Source organism: Mycolicibacterium sp. ND9-15 (genome assembly GCF_035918395.1).
Lineage (GTDB): Bacteria > Actinomycetota > Actinomycetes > Mycobacteriales > Mycobacteriaceae > Mycobacterium.
The window spans coordinates 1,372,570-1,389,385 of the sequence record NZ_CP142362.1; the positions used below are offsets into that span (position 1 = coordinate 1,372,570).

At 68.8% G+C, this 16,816-nt stretch carries 16 protein-coding genes and 1 pseudogene; 6 read left to right on the plus strand and 11 right to left on the minus strand.

The features are described 5' to 3' along the window. Nucleotides 1-2: 2 nt before the first annotated feature. A complete protein-coding gene (locus QGN32_RS06700; RefSeq protein ID WP_326547841.1) occupies nt 3-1,133 on the minus strand; it encodes a type VII secretion-associated protein in 1,131 nt (376 codons plus the stop codon). After that, a complete protein-coding gene (gene eccCa, locus QGN32_RS06705; RefSeq protein ID WP_326547842.1) occupies nt 1,130-4,855 on the minus strand; it encodes a type VII secretion protein EccCa in 3,726 nt (1,241 codons plus the stop codon). Before eccCa ends, QGN32_RS06700 begins: the two co-directional genes overlap by 4 nt. A 117-nt stretch (nt 4,856-4,972) precedes the next feature. Here eccCa and eccD point away from each other — a divergent pair, with 117 nt between their 5' ends. After that, nucleotides 4,973-6,325 carry a type VII secretion integral membrane protein EccD gene (gene eccD, locus QGN32_RS06710; protein WP_326547843.1) on the plus strand — a complete coding sequence of 451 codons (1,353 nt, stop codon included), beginning with the start codon at nt 4,973-4,975 and terminating at the stop codon, nt 6,323-6,325. Beyond that, entirely contained in the window at nt 6,322-7,677 is a 1,356-nt protein-coding gene (gene mycP, locus QGN32_RS06715) for a type VII secretion-associated serine protease mycosin (RefSeq protein WP_442791788.1), read from the plus strand. The genes eccD and mycP overlap by 4 nt, the downstream gene beginning before the upstream one ends. Here mycP and eccB read toward each other — a convergent pair. After that, complete coding sequence (gene eccB, locus QGN32_RS06720) at nt 7,645-9,027, minus strand: type VII secretion protein EccB (RefSeq protein WP_326547845.1); 1,383 nt, start codon at nt 9,025-9,027, stop codon at nt 7,645-7,647. The genes mycP and eccB overlap by 33 nt on opposite strands. A gap of 44 nt (nt 9,028-9,071) precedes the next feature. Continuing rightward, nucleotides 9,072-9,425, minus strand: a pseudogene (locus QGN32_RS06725) (CGNR zinc finger domain-containing protein); the annotation flags it as partial. Between QGN32_RS06725 and QGN32_RS06730 the strand changes: the two are divergent. The 4 genes from QGN32_RS06730 to QGN32_RS06745 all read left to right on the plus strand — a co-directional run bounded on the left by QGN32_RS06730 (nt 9,376) and on the right by QGN32_RS06745 (nt 12,329). Next, a complete protein-coding gene (locus tag QGN32_RS06730; RefSeq protein WP_442791789.1) occupies nt 9,376-10,155 on the plus strand; it encodes an EamA family transporter in 780 nt (259 codons plus the stop codon). The pseudogene QGN32_RS06725 and the gene QGN32_RS06730 overlap by 50 nt on opposite strands. A 33-nt stretch (nt 10,156-10,188) precedes the next feature. Next, nucleotides 10,189-10,881 (plus strand): cutinase family protein, encoded by a 693-nt coding sequence (locus QGN32_RS06735; RefSeq protein ID WP_442791790.1) that lies wholly within the window; start codon nt 10,189-10,191, stop codon nt 10,879-10,881. A gap of 37 nt (nt 10,882-10,918) precedes the next feature. Continuing rightward, nucleotides 10,919-11,578 (plus strand): cutinase family protein, encoded by a 660-nt coding sequence (locus QGN32_RS06740; protein ID WP_442791791.1) that lies wholly within the window; start codon nt 10,919-10,921, stop codon nt 11,576-11,578. 64 nt (nt 11,579-11,642) lie between these two features. After that, complete coding sequence (locus QGN32_RS06745; RefSeq protein WP_326547847.1) at nt 11,643-12,329, plus strand: cutinase family protein; 687 nt, start codon at nt 11,643-11,645, stop codon at nt 12,327-12,329. A gap of 55 nt (nt 12,330-12,384) precedes the next feature. Here QGN32_RS06745 and truA read toward each other — a convergent pair whose 3' ends face one another. The 7 genes from truA to rpmJ form a co-directional block, all read right to left on the minus strand. Then, entirely contained in the window at nt 12,385-13,278 is an 894-nt protein-coding gene (gene truA / locus QGN32_RS06750) for a tRNA pseudouridine(38-40) synthase TruA (RefSeq protein WP_326547848.1), read from the minus strand. Beyond that, the gene (rplQ, locus tag QGN32_RS06755; protein ID WP_326547849.1) at nt 13,262-13,873 is read right to left on the minus strand and encodes a 50S ribosomal protein L17; all 612 of its coding nucleotides are present in this window, start codon (nt 13,871-13,873) and stop codon (nt 13,262-13,264) included. Before rplQ ends, truA begins: the two co-directional genes overlap by 17 nt. A gap of 93 nt (nt 13,874-13,966) precedes the next feature. Further along, nucleotides 13,967-15,031: a DNA-directed RNA polymerase subunit alpha gene (locus QGN32_RS06760; RefSeq protein WP_326547850.1), complete on the minus strand. Its 1,065-nt coding sequence runs from the start codon at nt 15,029-15,031 to the stop codon at nt 13,967-13,969. A gap of 78 nt (nt 15,032-15,109) precedes the next feature. Then, complete coding sequence (gene rpsD / locus QGN32_RS06765) at nt 15,110-15,715, minus strand: 30S ribosomal protein S4 (RefSeq protein ID WP_326547851.1); 606 nt, start codon at nt 15,713-15,715, stop codon at nt 15,110-15,112. A gap of 13 nt (nt 15,716-15,728) precedes the next feature. After that, nucleotides 15,729-16,145 (minus strand): 30S ribosomal protein S11, encoded by a 417-nt coding sequence (gene rpsK, locus QGN32_RS06770; RefSeq protein WP_064345641.1) that lies wholly within the window; start codon nt 16,143-16,145, stop codon nt 15,729-15,731. A 6-nt stretch (nt 16,146-16,151) separates the two neighbouring features. Beyond that, complete coding sequence (gene rpsM, locus QGN32_RS06775) at nt 16,152-16,526, minus strand: 30S ribosomal protein S13 (protein WP_064345640.1); 375 nt, start codon at nt 16,524-16,526, stop codon at nt 16,152-16,154. 148 nt (nt 16,527-16,674) lie between these two features. Beyond that, nucleotides 16,675-16,788, minus strand: a complete 114-nt coding sequence (gene rpmJ / locus QGN32_RS06780; RefSeq protein ID WP_003879483.1) for a 50S ribosomal protein L36 — start codon at nt 16,786-16,788, stop codon at nt 16,675-16,677. Nucleotides 16,789-16,816: the final 28 nt, after the last annotated feature.

Sequence of the window (16,816 nt, forward strand, 5' to 3'; positions counted from 1 at the left end):
AGTCAAGAGATCACGTGTGCAGACCTGATTGCCTGGTCGCAGACCTCGCGCACCATGGAGTCGCGGCCCGGTGCGCTCTGGCAGCCGATCGCGATGCGGATGCCGTCCTCGACGAGAACCGTCCACGCGACGTGATGATCGGCGCGGAGTTCCCGGTACGTCACCCCGGCGCGCCCCGCCGGGGAGCCGGAGGCGTTGAAGTCGACGAAGACGTCGCTCGGTTCGTCGGCAAGCGCGGCCCGCAAGGAGACGGCGGTCTCGACGAGACCTGCCCGTGGCGGTCCCACCGATTGGGTGAGGTGCAGCGCGACGTCGCCGTCGGAGGGCGAGTTCAGTTGAGCTCGAGCCGATCCCGGCCCCGAGGTGATCCGCTGCACCGGCCAGCCCGCGGGCACCGCCACCTGGACCCGGCCCTCCACCAGCAGGGTGGCCGCGGCGCTCGGCGGCTCGGCGGCACCCCCGCGCAGCGCGAACGCGGCGCATACCGTCACCGCCACGACACCCGTCAGCACCGCTCTCCGACGAGGTCGGTTCCCGCCGGGACCGGGGACGACATCGTCGGACGACGGCGGCTGCCGCGCGGCGGCCCGAACAACGGCCCCCGCGTCGGCCGACCGGACCTGAATCCCGCTGGCCGCCAGTCGTTTCACGACTTCCTCCGCCAACCGATCGGGGTAAGGCGCGTCGAGGAGGACGGGTCCGGTGAGCCCGACCGCGGCAGCCACTGTGTCCGCCGTTTCCGCGTCGACGTCGGCAATGACGACCGGGCGAGCGCCGGCACGGGTGACCACCACCAACTCGGGGCCGAACTCGACGACGGTCGTGCACCCCTCGCGTTGAAGCACCGAGGTCCGCCCGACCACCTCGACGCTGGTCGCCGCCACGACTGCCCTCCGCACGCGGTCGGTTCGTGTGCTCGGCCACCATGTCGGGCAGACGAGGACAACCGCGTCGGCGTCGCCGAGTGCGGTTCGCATCAGGTCGGTCCACAAGTCCGGCACGCAGACCGCGTGTTCGGCAAGTAGCGCCAAGTCGTCGTCGATGGCGCCCAGGGCCACCGAAACCAGGTCTGGATCAAGGGGGTTGGGGCTGCGGATTGTGGCGGGCCCCACCTCGATGACGGCAGGGTTCACGGCGGCTCGGTCCAGCCGACCTGGATGAGGTGCTCGCCGTCGCGGCGGGTGATCAGCGTGCCGCGTCCTGGCGGTTGCGATGACGGGCGAACCGAGCCCAGGAGGACACCGTCGTCGGGGCTTGCGCTCATCATCACGCCCATGCATCCGAGTTCGCGCATCCGCGCGAGGAGGGGATCGAACATCGCCCGCGCGGCGCCTCCGGATCGGCGGGCGACGACGACGTGGAGGCCGAGGTCCGTGGCGTGCGGCAGGAAGTCGGCCAGCGGTGTCAACGGATTGCCCGTCGACGCGGCGACCAGATCGTAATCGTCGACGACGAGGAAGATTTCCGGACCCGACCACCACGACCGGTCCCGCAGCTGCTGCTGTGTCACGCTCTCGCCCGGCATGCGCGCCTCCAACATGGCGAGCAGTTTGGGCATCCTTGTGGCCAGCGCCGCCGGCGACGCCGCGTATCCGCACAGGTGCTCGGATTCGACGACGCCGAGCAGTGAGCGCCGGAAGTCCACGATCTCCAACCGCGCCCCATCGGCGCCACGCGTCCGTACGATCTCGTGACACAGCAACCGCAGCAGCGAGGTCTTGCCGCAGCCGGCCTCTCCGAGCGCCAGCAGATGTGCTTGCTCAGCGAAATCCACCGTCATCGGCTGCAGTTCCCGCTCGCCGAGGCCGACCGTGAACTCGGAAGACCGCCCATCCGAGGCGGATTCGACGAGTTGCGCATGCTCGACCAGAACCGGGAGGAGTTCTATGCGCGGCGCGGACTGCCCGGCCCATCGCTGCTGGTGCCGCTCGACGGTAGCGGCCAGCGCCTCGCCCAGTCCGGCCATACTGCACACGCCGTCCCAGCGCGGCAGGGCGATCACCGTTTCCCGGCCGTCGGCGGTGAGCCCCCGGCCCGGCGGCGCATTCGTCAGGGTGCGTGCCCGTCGGCGATCCATCTCCGACTCAGCGGGATCGCCGAGTCGTAGTTCTATCCGGGTCGCGATCTGGTCCTTCAGCGCCGGGCGAAGCTCGGCCCATCGGGAGGCGGTGACGACGACGTGCACGCCGAACGCAAGTCCCCGTGCGGCGATCGCGGTGATCGGCGCCTCCAAACCCTCGAATTGCTGGCGAAGGTGCGCCCAGCCGTCGACAACGAGGAAGACGTCGCCGTAGGGGTCGTCGGACCCGACCGCCGCATCCGCGGACCGTAGCGCGCGGTACTCCGTCATCGAATCGATTCCGCCACGGCGGAAGCGAATCTCCCTCGCCCGGATCAGCGATTCGACCACGGCAACAGTGCGTCGGCACAGATCCGCATCGGTCCGACCCCCGACCGCCCCGACGTGTGGCAGTTCGCCGAGCCCGGCCAGCGCACCGCCACCGAAATCGAGGCAGTAGAAGCCGATCTCGTCGGGACTGTGCGCCTCCGCGAGGGCCATGATCAGCGTGCGCACGGCCGTCGACTTGCCCGACTGGGGCGCGCCGACGACCGCGACGTTGGCCGCCGCCACCGGCGCGACGAGCAGATCGTGGCGCTGTTGGAAAGGGCTGTCCACCAGCCCGATCGGCACACTGAGCTCGTGCCCGCCACCGGCTTGCATGATCAGGTCGAGCGTGGGTGGCGCAGCCAGCGGCGGAAGCCAGACCGGATGTGCTGCCGGGCCTCGCCCGGCAACTCTGTCCAACACCGCATCCAAGAGGGTGAGACTGTGTTGTTCGGCCCGGACATCGCTGACCGCGGTGGGTGCGGCGGCGGTGAACAGCTGTGGCACTGGCGCATCGGACCGGTATTCGACGTGCGGTCGCGGGGACGGACCGGAGACGAAAGCCGCCTGGAATCGGATCAGGTCACCCGCAGCCGTCTTGAGGAGGGCCGCGCCCGGGTTACCGGGCAGGGTATGCGCGTCGGCCACACCCAGCACTGCGCGGGATTCACTCGCGGAGAACGTCTTCAGGCAGATCCGGTAGGACAGATGCGTGTCCAGCCCGCGCAGCCTGCCCTCGTCGAGCCGTTGACTGGCCAACAGCAGGTGGATGCCCAGCGATCTGCCCAACCTGCCGATCGCGACGAACAGTTCGGCGAAGTCGGGGTGCTGGCTGAGCAGTTCGGAGAACTCGTCGACGACGATGAACAGGGCGGGCAACGGCGGCAGCGGCGCACCGCGGGACCGGGCCCGCGCGTAATCGGTGACGTTGACGAAATTGCCTGCTGCGCGAAGCAATTCCTGCCTGCGATGAACCTCGCCGGTGAGCGCGTCGTTCATCCGTGCGACGAGGTGAGCTTCGTCGGCGAGGTTGGTGATCACCGCGGCCACATGCCTCGCGCGCTCCAGGCCGAGGAACGTCGCGCCGCCCTTGAAGTCGACCAGCACCAGGTTGAGGACATCCGGCGGATGGGTGGTGATCATGCCGAGGACCAGGGTGCGCAGGAGCTCCGACTTGCCGGAGCCGGTGGCGCCGACACACAGCCCGTGCGGGCCGATGCCGTCACGGGCGGCCTCGTTGATATCGATGCGCACCGGTGTCCCGTCGTTCGCGATGCCGATCGCCACCGGCAGGAGTTGGCGGTCGGTGCATCGCGCCCAGAGGTTTTCGATGCTCATCTGGTTGGGGTCCTCGATGCCGATCAGATTGAGCCAGCCGCCCAGGGTCGACGAGCGGTACGTAGCCCTCGCCGGCGCACGTCGACGGCCCGCCAGCCGACGCGCGCATGTGAGGGCCTGCACCGGTGTCAACGAGTCCGGCCGGCAGCTCGTCGCGCGTCCGTCGGCGGTGCGCAACGTCAGCCGGTCGGCGTCGAGGCGCAGAGACAACACGCGCGGCGACGGGTCGGCACCGATCCTGACAACGGTGGCTCCACCCGTGGCGGCGAGCCGAACCGCGTCTGCTGCCGGTTCACCGTCGGCGATCACCACGAGGTGCCGCCCCGCCGGGTCACCGCCGACTCGCGGCGAATGTTCCCGATGGGGAAGCCATTTGAGCCACTCCCAGTTCGCATGTGTCCGCTCGTCGGTGACGGCGGCGATCGCGAGTACGTGCGGCCCGTGCTGCACCGCCAATTGACACACCATCGCCCGCACGAGTCCTCGCGCGTACTGTTCTTCGCCGTCCACCGCGATGACGGGATACTCGCGCAGCGGCAACGCGACCGGCAGCCGCCCGACAACCGACCGCTGCCGGAGCAGCGCGCGCACCGCGGACACCGTCACGGGGTCCTGGTCGTCGGTGGCGCCGAGATCGGGCTCCAGCAGCGGTGTGCCCAGGGGCTGATCACCGATCCCCACCCGGACCCAGCAGAAGTCCTCGTCGCCGGGCTCCCGCTCGACCTGTCGAGGGCTTCCGACAAGTGCCCACAACGACTCGGGGGCCGGGTGGCGCGAATGCTGCGACCGGCGTCGGTCGGCCGTCGTCGCCGCGATGTCGTCGTCCAGACAGTCGAGGTAGCGCAGGTACGATCGCCGGTTGCCGTCGATCTCGGCCGATCGGTTCGCCCCGCCGCGGGCACCGTAGAGCACCGAGCCCAGAACCGACATGACCATCATCACCGGGAAGAACACGAACATGGGTGTGCGGTTCGCGCTCGCTCCTGAGGTGAAGTAGACGGCCATCATGCCGAGGGCTGCGACGAGCATGGCCACCGGCAGCAGCCGCGCGACGGGATTGCCCGATGCCGCTTTCGGAAGTGCCGGTGGTGGTTTCACCACGACACCCTGCGGCTCACGATACGGCTCCATCAATGAACTGGACGCGGCCGACGCCCGTTCGGTTCCATCCCCAACCGGAAAACTGCTGCGCGACTCGCCTCATCGGCTGCGTTACGGTGAGCACACCGGCGTCATCGGGGGGATGCGATGCCTGATTCACTGTGCCGAGTCACCGTCCACCTCGGACACACACAGAACCCGCAGGCGGTCGATCTCGCGCTGCCGAAGACGGCGTGTCTCGGCGAGATGCTGCCGGCAATCGTCGAACTCGTCCACGCCGATCGCACCGACCCCTGGACCGGTGAGCGCTGGCGGCTCCGCCGGGTCGGCGGGCTTCCCTTGGACGAATCGCTCACGCTGCCCGGCAACAACATTCGCGACGGCGAACTGCTGTGGCTCACCACCAACCTCGTTCCAGCACCTGTCGTCCTCGACCGCGATTCCACCCGTACGGTAGCCAGGCTCGGACCGTCACAGGGTTCCGTGCCGCGGCAGGTGTACGTCGGCGCCAGCCTGGTCGCCGCCGGTATCGGGGGCACCGCGATCGTGTGGTCGGCGCGCTGCGTCGCGGGTACCGGACCGGTCGTGACCGGCGCCGGCCTGTCCGTCGCTGCGGTCACCGCCGCGATCGTCGCTCGCCGGACACTCCGCGAACCGTTGCTGTGTATCGCTTTCAGCGCGCTGGCAGCGATATTGGCCGCGGCCACGGGTGCCGTCGCCGTGCCCGCGGGGCCGCCCGCCGCACACCTCCTGCTGGCGTCGACGACAGCACTGACCGTCGCGGTGGTGTGTCTGCGATTCACCGGCCGAGGGCATACCCCCTTGACCGGGATCGTCACCGCTTCGCTGCTGTGCGCAGCGACGTCGGCCGGTGCGCTCGCATGGGATCTCGACGCCGTCACGTCCGGCGCACTGCTCGCCGCGCTGGCGCTGGCTGGGCTGAGTTCGGCTCCGCGGGTGGCGATCTTGCTGACCCGCATCGGGCCCACGCCGCCCGATGCGGACGGTCCCGACGCTGAAGCGACGGTCGGAGAGGACCGCCCGACGCTCGCCCACGACATGCTGACGGGAATGATCGTCGGTGCTGCGGTGGTCGCGGCGGTGGGCACTTTGCTGGTCGGTATCGGTTCGGCGTATGCACACGAAGTCTCCGTCGCGGTGGCGGCGTTCTGCGGTGTCGTCGGGACGACGTTGCTCCTGCGCGCCCGCACGCACATCGGGACCGTCCGACGCTGTGCATTGACGGTGAGCGGGTTCGTCTGTATCGCAACGGTATTCGCGGTGGCGGTCGCGAGCGCGCCGCAGCGCGGGCACTGGTTCGGCGCTCTGGGGGTTGTCGCAGGCGCCGTCTTCTTGATTCCCCTGCTCGGCCTCACGCCCAGCCTCACCGCGCGCCGCGCCGCCGAACTGGCCGAGTACGCAATGCTAGCGGCGGTGATACCGCTGGCCTGCTGGGTTGCGGGCGTCTTCGGCGTCGTCCGCGACTTGGCGCTGACATGAGGTGGGCAGCCGTGCGGATCTGTCGTATCGTGCTCGCGGCGTTCGCAGTCGCCCCGCTGGCCGCCGCTCCCGAAGCGGCCGCGATCACGCCGCCGGCGGTGGACGATTCGTTGCTGCCCCATGCGCAATCTCCGGCTCCGCCGCAACGCACCGAGCAGACGGAGCAGTGTGCGACTTCTCGGGGTGTCGCGCCCGGCGACGACGTCGGGGGCCAACTCGAGGGCCTGGATCTGCGGTCGGTATGGCGACTCACCCGCGGCGCCGGCCAGACCGTCGCGGTGATCGATACCGGGGTGTCACGTCATCGCCTGCTGCCTCATCTCGTCCCCGGCGGCGACTATGTGTCGCGCGGCGACGGCACCGAGGACTGCGATGGTCATGGCACGGTCGTCGCGGGCATCATCGGCGCCACACCGGATTCGACGAACGCGCTCATCGGCATCGCTCCGGATGCCACGATCATCGGTATCCGACAGTCCAGCAACAAGTTCCGCGCGGTAGACGATCCGGGTGGATCCGGGTTCGGCGACGTCGACACCCTCGCCAGGGCAGTACGCACCGCGGCGGACATGGGGGCCACCGTGATCAACGTGTCCACCGTCGCATGCGTCGCACCCGACGCGCAACTGGACGATCGGGCCTTGGGCGCCGCGCTGTCGTATGCGGTCGACGTGAAGAACGTCGTCGTGGTGGCGGCGGCGGGCAACGTCGGTGCGCCCGGGCAATGCCAGCAGCAGAACCCCGTCCGCCCGGGAGCACCCGAGTGGGCTGACGTCAACGCGGTGGTGAGTCCGGCCTGGTACGACGACTATGTCCTGACGGTCGGATCGATCGGCCCCGACGGGACGCCATCGGCGTTCAGCCTCGCCGGGCCCTGGGTCGACGTCGCCGCGCCGGGTGAGCGGGTGGTCTCGCTGGATCGCGACGGCGAGGGGTTCGTCGCCGCGGCACCGACGTCCGCCGGTGAGAAGCCGCTCGCCGGAACCAGCTACGCCGCACCCGTGGTCGCGGGCGTCGTCGCGCTCCTGCGTTCGCGGTCACCGGAGTTGACCGCCCGGCAGGCGATGGAGCGCATCGAGGAGACAGCCCGCCGTCCCGCCGCCGGCTGGGATCCCCTCGTCGGCCATGGCGTCGTCGATGTGCTGGCCGCCGTGACCGGTTCGGCCGCGCCCGTTACGAACCCGAATCGCCGGTCCGTGGTGTCGCTGCCGAACCCGACCCCGCGCGACGGTCACGCCGCCGGCATCGCGGTCCGCGGTGCCGCCGTCTGCCTGGCGATCGTGGCGGTTGTGCTGTCAACGACGCTGTGCCGCGGACGGTTACGGTGCTTGCAAGGCATCCCGCGCAATTGACGCGGCCTGGATGCTCAGCTCCGGACCCCGCGGCAGCCGCGCCAGCAGCGGCCACGGGGCGGGTACCGGGTCACCGGTCAGACCGAGCCGCTCGGCAGTATCTTCGTCACGGACACCGAAGACCACCCCGGCGTCGTTGACCAGGAACAGCGATCCGTTTCGCGCACCGTCGCCGCTGACGCCTGCGGCTCGCACATATGCACTGCGGCCCCCGCTCATCGCGAAGCGGTCGATCCCGGCGGCTGCGGCGTCGGCCTGCGCAAGTGACGCAGCGCCGCGGCCGGGAAGCGCATCGACGGTGATCGCCGCGATGGCAACGGACTTCGCGGCGACCGACCATCGCCACCGCACGCACAGCATCGGATCATCCACCGTCGCAGAGCGCTCGGGAAACTGCCCGACAGGCAGATCATCGACCACCGGCACCGCACCGATGGCGCCCGGCTCGACGGTCGCGATCTCGTGCGCATTCTGCGGCTGGGTGAACCTGATCAAATCGGCCGCCACCACGCCTACCCGCTGTACGCCCCCCGCGAGCACCACGTACAGCTCCGCCGAGTCGGCCTGTGGCACGCGCACCACCGTGCCGACCCGCACACCGCGCAGAGGCGCCGGTCCTGGCGCACCGGCGTCGCGGATGTTCGGCGCTGCGATCTCGGGGGCCTCAGGCAGGATATTCAGCACCGTGCGCGAAAGTGGCCGCGGCGCAACGCCATCGAGCGAGAGCGCCCGAACCACGGCCGGGTTGCGCAGGTCCACCTTCGCGCGCCGCCCGTCGAAGAGCAGGTACGTCGCCGCCGCACCTTCGCCTGCGGCACTGACGAGAATGCTCCCTCGCGCGGCGGGCAACTCGTCGGCCGGTCCCACCACGACCGTGGTCGTCGAGGATTCGTCGTCGCACACCGTCCAGCCGGATTCGGCGTGGGTCAGTGGTGTGGCGATCGCGTCGGGTGCACCGGGGATACCCAACATCGCACCGCGCTGGGCACCGGCGACCGCCGACCCGCTGACAAGCTGTGGCTTGTCCGACGAACCGGTGACCAGCCGTGCCGACGCGAGATTCATCACCGGATGCAGGGTTTGGTCGATTCGCACGTAAAGGGCTCCGGTGTCGCGCACCATTACGATCGACGCTTCGCCGAGCGCTCCCCGCGGTTGGAGAAAGGCCAGGACGGCGGCCGCTGCGATTCCGATGACCGCCAACACCGCGCCGGTGATCAGTGAAAGTGCCTGCGCGCGCATCGGATCGTCCGACATCTGCACATCGCCCCGGACGAGGGCGTGCGTCATTCGTCGCAGCAGGAACCGGTGTCCGCTGATCTGCAGCCTGGTGGTCGATCGCCCCGTCATCACTCCCCCGTGGCAAGCCTAAGGCCTGAGGAGCGCCCCGCCGGTCACCGATTCCGGCCGTGGTCCACGGCCCTGCGCTCCCGGTACGGGGCCACATGCTGGCGGTTGCCGCAGTTGCCGGTGTCGCAGAACTTCCCGGACCGGTTGCGGGACAGGTCAACCAACACCGCCTCGCAGTCCGAAGCCGCGCAGACCTTGAGCCGGCGGAGTTCGCCGATGCGGATGAGATCGGCGAGCGCCATGGCCATCTCGGCTCCCATCCGCTGCCACAACGGATCGTGCACCGACGCCAGGTGCAAGTGCCATTCCGGCATCTCGGGATGCCGCGTCAACCACGGCGCGGCGTTCGTGTTCCTGAGCAACGCATTGACGAGGGCCACCGTGCGCTCCTCATCGTCGGTCGGCTGTTCGGGACCGCTCGCGAAGTCTTTGATGGAGGCGGGTTGGAGCCCCACCGCGGCGGTCGTCGCCCGGCTTGCCGGCGGCGCGTTGGCAATGGCGGTCTTCGCCACCATCGTCAAACGCGGCTGGGTCCGCGAGGCGCTGCGGCACCCGACGACGGTGCTGGCATACGGGGTGGTACCGATCGCCGGGGCGCAGCTGTGCTACTACAACGCGGTCGCACACCTGTCGGTCGGCGTCGCGCTGCTGTTGGAGTACACCGCGCCGATCCTGGTGGTCGGCTGGGTGTGGGCGGCGACCGAGCGCCGGCCGACCACGCTGACCTTGGCCGGTGGCGTGCTGGCGATCGCCGGAATCATATTGGTCCTCGACGTCTTCTCCGGTGCCCACATCAACCTTGTCGGCGTGGGTTGGGGACTCGCGGCGGCGGTGTGCGCGGCGGGTTACTTCCTGATGTCGGTTAACGCCGGTTACGCGGCCGACGACGACGGCATCAACCCGGTCACCCTGGCCGGGGCGGGGCTGATCGTCGGCTCGGGCGCGGTCACCCTCCTCGGCGTGACGGGGGTGATGCCGCTGAAGTTCACCGCCGACGACGCCGTCGTCGTCTTGGCGGGGCTGGCACTGGCGCGGGCCGGCGACCGTTCGCAGGCCTCGGAGGCGGTTGCCGAGGCGACGTGGCCGGACGGCCCGCTGGAGCAGACGCCCACGCGGGCGAATTGTTAGCCACCGGAGCCCTCGGTGTGTGAGTATGTGCGCGTGACTTTGCTGCGCGAGACGGCCCGACTGGCGGCGGCTGTGGGTGCCGTCGCCGCACTCGTCGGCGTCGCGGCCCCGACGGCGGCGGCCCAACCCGGTCCGGTCAGCCCCGGATACGGTTCCTCCGGCTCCGCGTGTAGCGATATCGAGGTGATCTTCGCTCGCGGCACCGACGACACCCCGGGCCTCGGGACGCCCGGTACGGCCTTCGTCAATGCGCTGCGGAGCTTGACCAACGGCCGCAGCATCAGCACGTACGCGGTCAACTATCCCGCCTCGTACGACTTCCTCGCCGCCGCCGACGGAGCGACCGACGCGACCAACCGGGTCGCGATGATGTCGCAGCAGTGCCCCTCGACCCGCCTTGTGCTCGGCGGGTACTCGCAGGGGGCCGCGGTGATCGACATGCTGGCCGGCGTGCCGCCGCTCGGCAACAAGATCGGCTCCATCGGTTCGGCTCCTCCGTTGCCTGCAAGCCTGCATCCCAACATCGCCGCCGTCGCGGTGTTCGGGAACCCGGCGGCCAAATTCAACAACCCGATCACCAGTTCGGTGTTCGCGGGCAGGGCTATCGACCTCTGCAAAGACGGCGACCCGATCTGCTCAGGCGGCCGCAACCCGTTCGCGCACAACGACTACGTGAGCGCGGGGATGGTTCAGGAGGCCGCTAGCTTCGTCGCCGGCCTGGTCTGACCCGGCCCGTGTCAGCCGGGCGATATCATCGCCCCTCGTGGATGTCGTTCGACTTCGTCGTCGGTTCAGCACCGCCGCCCTCATCACGGCACTCGGATTGACGTTTCCGCTTCTGCCGCCTGCGGCCGCCTCGGCACAGGGTTGTTCCGACGTGACCGTGGTGTTCGCCCGCGGCACCGGCGAACCGCCGGGCATCGGCCGGGTCGGTCAGGCGTTTGTCGACGCGCTGCGCACACAACTCGCGGACCGGACACTGTCCGCCTACGGGGTGACCTACCCGGCCAGTTACGACTTCGCGCTCGCAGCCGACGGTGCCGCCGACGCAGCGGCGTATGTCGCCAATACCGCGCAGTCGTGCCCGGACTCCCGAATCGTGCTGGGCGGGTTCTCTCAGGGTGCCGCGGTCGTCGACATGCTCGCCGGTGTTCCGCCACTGGGTAATCGCCTCGGCGCCGTGGGCCAGGTACTGCCCCCGAACGTCGCCCCCAACGTCGCCGCCGTCGCCGTGTTCGGCAATCCCGCGACGAAGTTCGGCAACCCGATCACCTCGGCCCCCGTGTTCGGCGGGCGCGCGATCGACCTCTGCACCGACGGCGATCCGATCTGCTCACGCGGGCGCAATCCGTTCGCGCACAGCGATTACGTCGGTGCCGGGATGGCGAGCCACGCTGCGAATTTCGTGGCGCGCCTCGTCTGAGGTCGCGGCATCGCGGGCGGATTTAGCTTCGTGCGCGTTGATTAGTTCCGATAGGATCGGCGGGGTGCAAAACGATCTTGTTCGCTGTCGGCTACGTCGCGGGTTGCTGCTCGTCGGCGCAGTCGTACTCGCGGTCACCGGACTGATCGCGCCGGGCGATCAACGGCTCACGCCCGTCGCCGCGGCGCAGTCGTGCCCCGACGCGGAACTCATCTTCGCGCGGGGTCGAACCGAAGCGCCCGGGGCAGGCGTGATCGGCAATGCGCTCGTCAGCGCGCTTCGCAGCAAGACCGGAAAGAACATCAACCTCTACTCCGTGCGGTACCCCGCCGACACCGAGGTGGACGTCGGCGCCAACGACATGAGCGCCCGCATCCAGGACATGGCGGGACGGTGCCCCGATACCCGGCTGGTGCTGGGCGGGTACTCGCTCGGCGCCGCGGTGACCGACATCGTGTTGGCCGCCCCGATCGCGGCGTTCGGATTCAAGAACCCGCTGCCGGCGGGCATGGACCCGCACATCGCGGCGGTCGCGCTGTTCGGTAATGGTGCCGCCTGGGTCGGACCGATCACGAACTTCAGCCCGCTGTACCGCGAGCGCACCATCGAGTTGTGCCATGGGGCCGATCCGATCTGCAACCCGGCCGATCCCAAAACCTGGCAGGGCAACTGGCCCGACCACGCGGCACGCGCGTATGTGAACGCGGGCATGGTCAACCAGGCGGCCGACTTCATCGTGGGCCGCATCTGACACGTGGTTTCGGTGCGCTAACCGTCGCTGCCCGATCGGTAGCGCACCGAAAACACTACTCGGCGACTCGCAGATCGCGGGTGACCTTCGTACGCGCCTCGAGCTGGTCGTCGGGCGGATAGTCGACACCGACGAGCGTCAGCCCCTGCGGTGGCGCCGCCGCGAACTCGCTGGAGCGCCGGGACGCCGTCAACAGCGTTGCACACCAACCCGGTTCGCGTCGGTGCTCGCCGACCGCCAGCAGCGCACCGACCAGCGACCGGACCATCGACCAGCAGAACGCATCTGCGGTGACGCGGGCCGTCACCCGTGTCCCTTCGCTCGACCAGTCCAGGCGCTGCAGGTCGCGGATGGCGGTGGCGCCTTCGCGGTACCGGCAGAACGCCGCGAAGTCGTGCAGGCCCAACAACTCCCGGGACGCCTTGGTCATCGCGTCGACGTCGAGGGGGCGCGGCCATGCGGTCACGTAGCGCGCATCGTGAGGTTCGACCCCGTACGGCGCCGTCGACAGCCGATAGACATAGTGGCGGCGCAGCGCCGAGAACCGAGCGTCGAAACCCGCCGCGGCCCGTGTGACGTCGAGCACGCGGACATCGGGTGGCAGAAACCGCCCGAGGCGTCGCACCAGCGGCAGGAACTCGCCGTCGCCGGAACGTCTCGCGCGCGGATAGACATGCGGCAGCGCATCTTCCGGCACGTCGACATGGGCGACCTGTCCGGTGGCGTGCACCCCGGCATCGGTGCGGCCCGCCGCGCGCAAGATCACCGGGATGCGGAAGACCGTGGACAGCGCGTCCTCGAGGACGCCGGCCACGGTGCGCTGCCCCGCCTGCACCGCCCAACCAGCGAATTCGGTTCCGTCGTAAGCGATGTCGAGCCGAAGACGAACAAGCCCGCCACCGGAATCGATGGCGGGCTCGTTCACGGGGCTCTCAGGACTCGTCGGCATCCTTGCCGGCCTCGGCCTCGTCGGCAGCCTCGGCGGTCTGCGCCTCTTCGATCGCGGCGTCCTCGACCTTCGCCTCCTCGACCGACTCGACCTCCGCCGGGCCCTCGGCGGCCTCGGGCTCGACTGCGGCCTGCGGCGCGGCCGCCGCGGCGACCGGCTGTTCGGACTTCTTCTGCGCCTTCGACGCCGATGCCCGGCGAGCGCGATCGGCCACCCGGCTAGCTTCAGAGGTCACCGTCTTCTCCCGCACCAGCTCGATGACGGCCATCGGGGCGTTGTCGCCCTTGCGCGCCTCCACTTTGATGATGCGGGTATAGCCGCCGTCGCGGTCGGCGTAGAACGGCCCGATCTCGGCGAACAGCGTGTGCACGATGTCCTTGTCGCGGATCTTCTTCATAACCTCACGCCGATTGTGCAGCGCGCCCTTCTTGGCGTGGGTGATGAGCTTCTCCGCATAGGGTCGCAACGCCCGCGCCTTGGGCTCGGTGGTCTTGATCCGGCCGTGCTCGAACAGCGCGGTGGCCAGGTTGGCCAACAGCGCCTTCTGGTGAGCGGACCCCCCGCCGAGGCGAGGGCCCTTGGTGGGCTTAGGCATTAGAAACCTCAGGGGGATTTGAAACCTCGGGCATTGCGGCTATCTCCTATTCGGGGCCGGCCCCCGTATCAGGTAGGACCGGGACGGATTTCTTTACAGCTGTTCGGTTTCGGCGTAGTCCTGGTTGTCGTCAGCCTCGTAGGCCGAGTCGTAGCCGGCGTCGCTGTTCCAGGTGCCGGTGGCGACGTCGTAGCCCGCGACCTCGGACGGATCGAACGTGGCCGGACTGTCCTTGAGCGACAGACCCAGCTGGTGCAGCTTGATCTTCACCTCGTCGATGGACTTCTGTCCGAAGTTGCGGATGTCCAGCAGGTCGGACTCCGTGCGGGCGACCAACTCGCCCACCGTGTGCACACCCTCGCGCTTGAGGCAGTTGTACGACCGCACCGTGAGGTCCAGGTCGTCGATCGGCAGCGCGAAGCTGGCGATGTGGTCGGCCTCGGCCGGCGACGGGCCGATCTCGATTCCCTCGGCCTCGACGTTGAGTTCCCGTGCCAGGCCGAACAATTCGACCAGCGTCTTACCGGCCGACGCCAGGGCGTCACGCGGCGTGATCGAGTTCTTGGTCTCGACGTCGAGGATCAGCTTGTCGAAGTCGGTGCGCTGCTCGACGCGGGTGGCCTCCACCTTGTAGGTGACCTTGAGCACCGGCGAGTAAATCGAATCGACCGGGATACGGCCGATTTCGGCGCCCGACGCCTTGTTCTGAACAGCGGGCACGTAGCCGCGGCCGCGCTCGACGACCAACTCGACCTCGAGCTTGCCCTTCTCGTTGAGGGTGGCGATGTGCATCTCGGGGTTGTGCACCGTCACGCCTGCGGGCGGAACGATGTCGCCCGCGGTGACCTCGCCCGGGCCCTGCTTCCGCAGGTACATGGTGACCGGCTCATCCTCTTCGGACGAGACGACCAGGCCCTTGAGGTTCAAGATGATGTCGGTGACGTCCTCCTTGACACCGGGCACGGTGGTGAACTCGTGCAGCACGCCGTCGATGCGGATGCTGGTGACCGCCGCGCCCGGGATGGACGACAGCAGCGTGCGCCGAAGCGAGTTGCCAAGGGTGTAACCGAAGCCGGGCTCCAGCGGCTCGATGACGAACTGGGAGCGGTCCTCGGCCTGGACTTCTTCGGACAGTGTGGGTCGCTGAGAGATCAGCATTTCTATCTTTCCTTTCGACGCCCACTATTTGACGTCTTTCGGGGGGTACTCGGAGGGCGGAGCCCCCTGAGGGTGGGTTTACTTCGAGTAGAACTCGACGATCAGCTGCTCGGCGAGCGGCACGTCGATCTGCTCACGGGTAGGCAACTGGTGCACCAGGATGCGCTGACGCTCGCCGACGACCTGAAGCCACGACGGGATCGGCCGATCCCCCGCGGTCTCCCGGGCGATGACGAACGGATCGGTGTTAAGCGACTTTTCCCTCACGTCGATGATGTCGTACTGCGACACCCGGTAGCTCGGGATGTCGACCTTGACACCGTTGACCGTGAAGTGGCCGTGGCTGACCAGCTGGCGGGCCATCCGGCGCGTCCGCGCCAGGCCGGCGCGGTACACCACATTGTCCAGCCGGCTCTCCAGGATCTTCAGCAGCTCCTCGCCGGTTTTGGCCGACCGGCGCACGGCCTCTTCGTAGTAGCGACGGAACTGCTTTTCCATCACGCCGTAGGTGAAGCGGGCCTTCTGCTTCTCCTGCAACTGCAGGCGGTATTCGCTCTCCTTGATCCGCGCGCGGCCGTGCTGGCCGGGCGGGTAGGGACGCTTCTCGAACGACTGATCGCCGCCGACCAGGTCGACGCCGAGGCGGCGTGACTTGCGGGTCGCGGGTCCGGTGTAACGAGCCATTTCCTGATCCTCCCTAGACCCGGCGCCGCTTGGGCGGACGGCAGCCGTTGTGCGGCTGCGGCGTGACATCGGCGATCGCGCCGACCTCGAGGCCGGCGGCCTGCAGCGATCGGATCGCGGTCTCGCGCCCCGAGCCCGGGCCCTTGACGAACACGTCGACCTTCTTGACGCCGTGCTCCTGCGCCTTGCGCGCGGCGTTCTCGGCGGCCAACTGCGCGGCGAACGGCGTGGACTTGCGCGAGCCCTTGAAGCCGACGTGGCCCGACGACGCCCACGCGATGACGTTGCCCTGCGGGTCGGTGATCGTCACGATCGTGTTGTTGAACGTGCTCTTGATGTGCGCGGCGCCGTGCGGGACGTTCTTCTTTTCCCGGCGACGGGTCTTCTGGCCCTTCTTGGGACCGGCCGCGGTCTTCTTGGCTGGTGGCATCGTGAATTACCTGGCCTTCTTCTTGCCGGCGATGGTGCGCTTGGGACCCTTGCGGGTACGCGCGTTGGTCTTGGTCCGCTGGCCACGCACCGGCAGGCCGCGGCGGTGCCGCAGGCCCTGGTAGCAGCCGATCTCGATCTTGCGACGGATGTCGGCCTGCACCTCGCGGCGCAGGTCGCCCTCCACCTTGAGGTTGGCTTCGATGTAGTCGCGCAGCTGGGTCACCTGATCATCGGTCAGGTCCTTGGTGCGCAGATCCCGGCTGATACCGGTGGCGTCCAGGATCTCCTGGGAGCGGGTACGGCCGACGCCGTAGATATAGGTCAGGGCGATCTCCATGCGCTTATCGCGCGGGAGGTCGACGCCCACGAGACGTGCCATCGGGCAGTGTTCCTTCTTCTATGCGGAGGTCTGGTCCCAGTCCGTTCCCTCAAATGGGGTCCGGCCTCCGTGCCGGACGTCGATGAGCGGGCCTATCCGCTCAGTGGTACTGGGATTTCGTCATTGAGTTGTGAGCAGCTAGCGCGTTCTACCCTTGGCGCTGCTTGTGGCGTGGATCTGAGCAGATCACCATGACCCGCCCATGCCGGCGGATCACCCTGCACTTATCGCAAATCGGCTTGACGCTCGGGTTCACCTTCACGGCTGGTTCGATCCTGTTCTCTGTGTCG

What these genes read in the sequence shown, in the direction of transcription:
- rpsM (WP_064345640.1), bottom strand. Translation starts at nt 16,526, where the DNA reads ATGGCACGTCTCGTGGGCGTCGACCTCCCGCGCGATAAGCGCATGGAG.
- rplQ (WP_326547849.1), bottom strand. Translation starts at nt 13,873, where the DNA reads ATGCCTAAGCCCACCAAGGGCCCTCGCCTCGGCGGGGGGTCCGCTCAC.
- rpsD (WP_326547851.1), bottom strand. Translation starts at nt 15,715, where the DNA reads ATGGCTCGTTACACCGGACCCGCGACCCGCAAGTCACGCCGCCTCGGC.
- truA (WP_326547848.1), bottom strand. Translation starts at nt 13,278, where the DNA reads ATGCCGACGAGTCCTGAGAGCCCCGTGAACGAGCCCGCCATCGATTCC.
- mycP (WP_442791788.1), top strand. Translation starts at nt 6,322, where the DNA reads ATGAGGTGGGCAGCCGTGCGGATCTGTCGTATCGTGCTCGCGGCGTTC.
- eccCa (WP_326547842.1), bottom strand. Translation starts at nt 4,855, where the DNA reads ATGGAGCCGTATCGTGAGCCGCAGGGTGTCGTGGTGAAACCACCACCG.
- eccB (WP_326547845.1), bottom strand. Translation starts at nt 9,027, where the DNA reads ATGACGGGGCGATCGACCACCAGGCTGCAGATCAGCGGACACCGGTTC.
- rpsK (WP_064345641.1), bottom strand. Translation starts at nt 16,145, where the DNA reads ATGCCACCAGCCAAGAAGACCGCGGCCGGTCCCAAGAAGGGCCAGAAG.
- QGN32_RS06760 (WP_326547850.1), bottom strand. Translation starts at nt 15,031, where the DNA reads ATGCTGATCTCTCAGCGACCCACACTGTCCGAAGAAGTCCAGGCCGAG.
- eccD (WP_326547843.1), top strand. Translation starts at nt 4,973, where the DNA reads ATGCCTGATTCACTGTGCCGAGTCACCGTCCACCTCGGACACACACAG.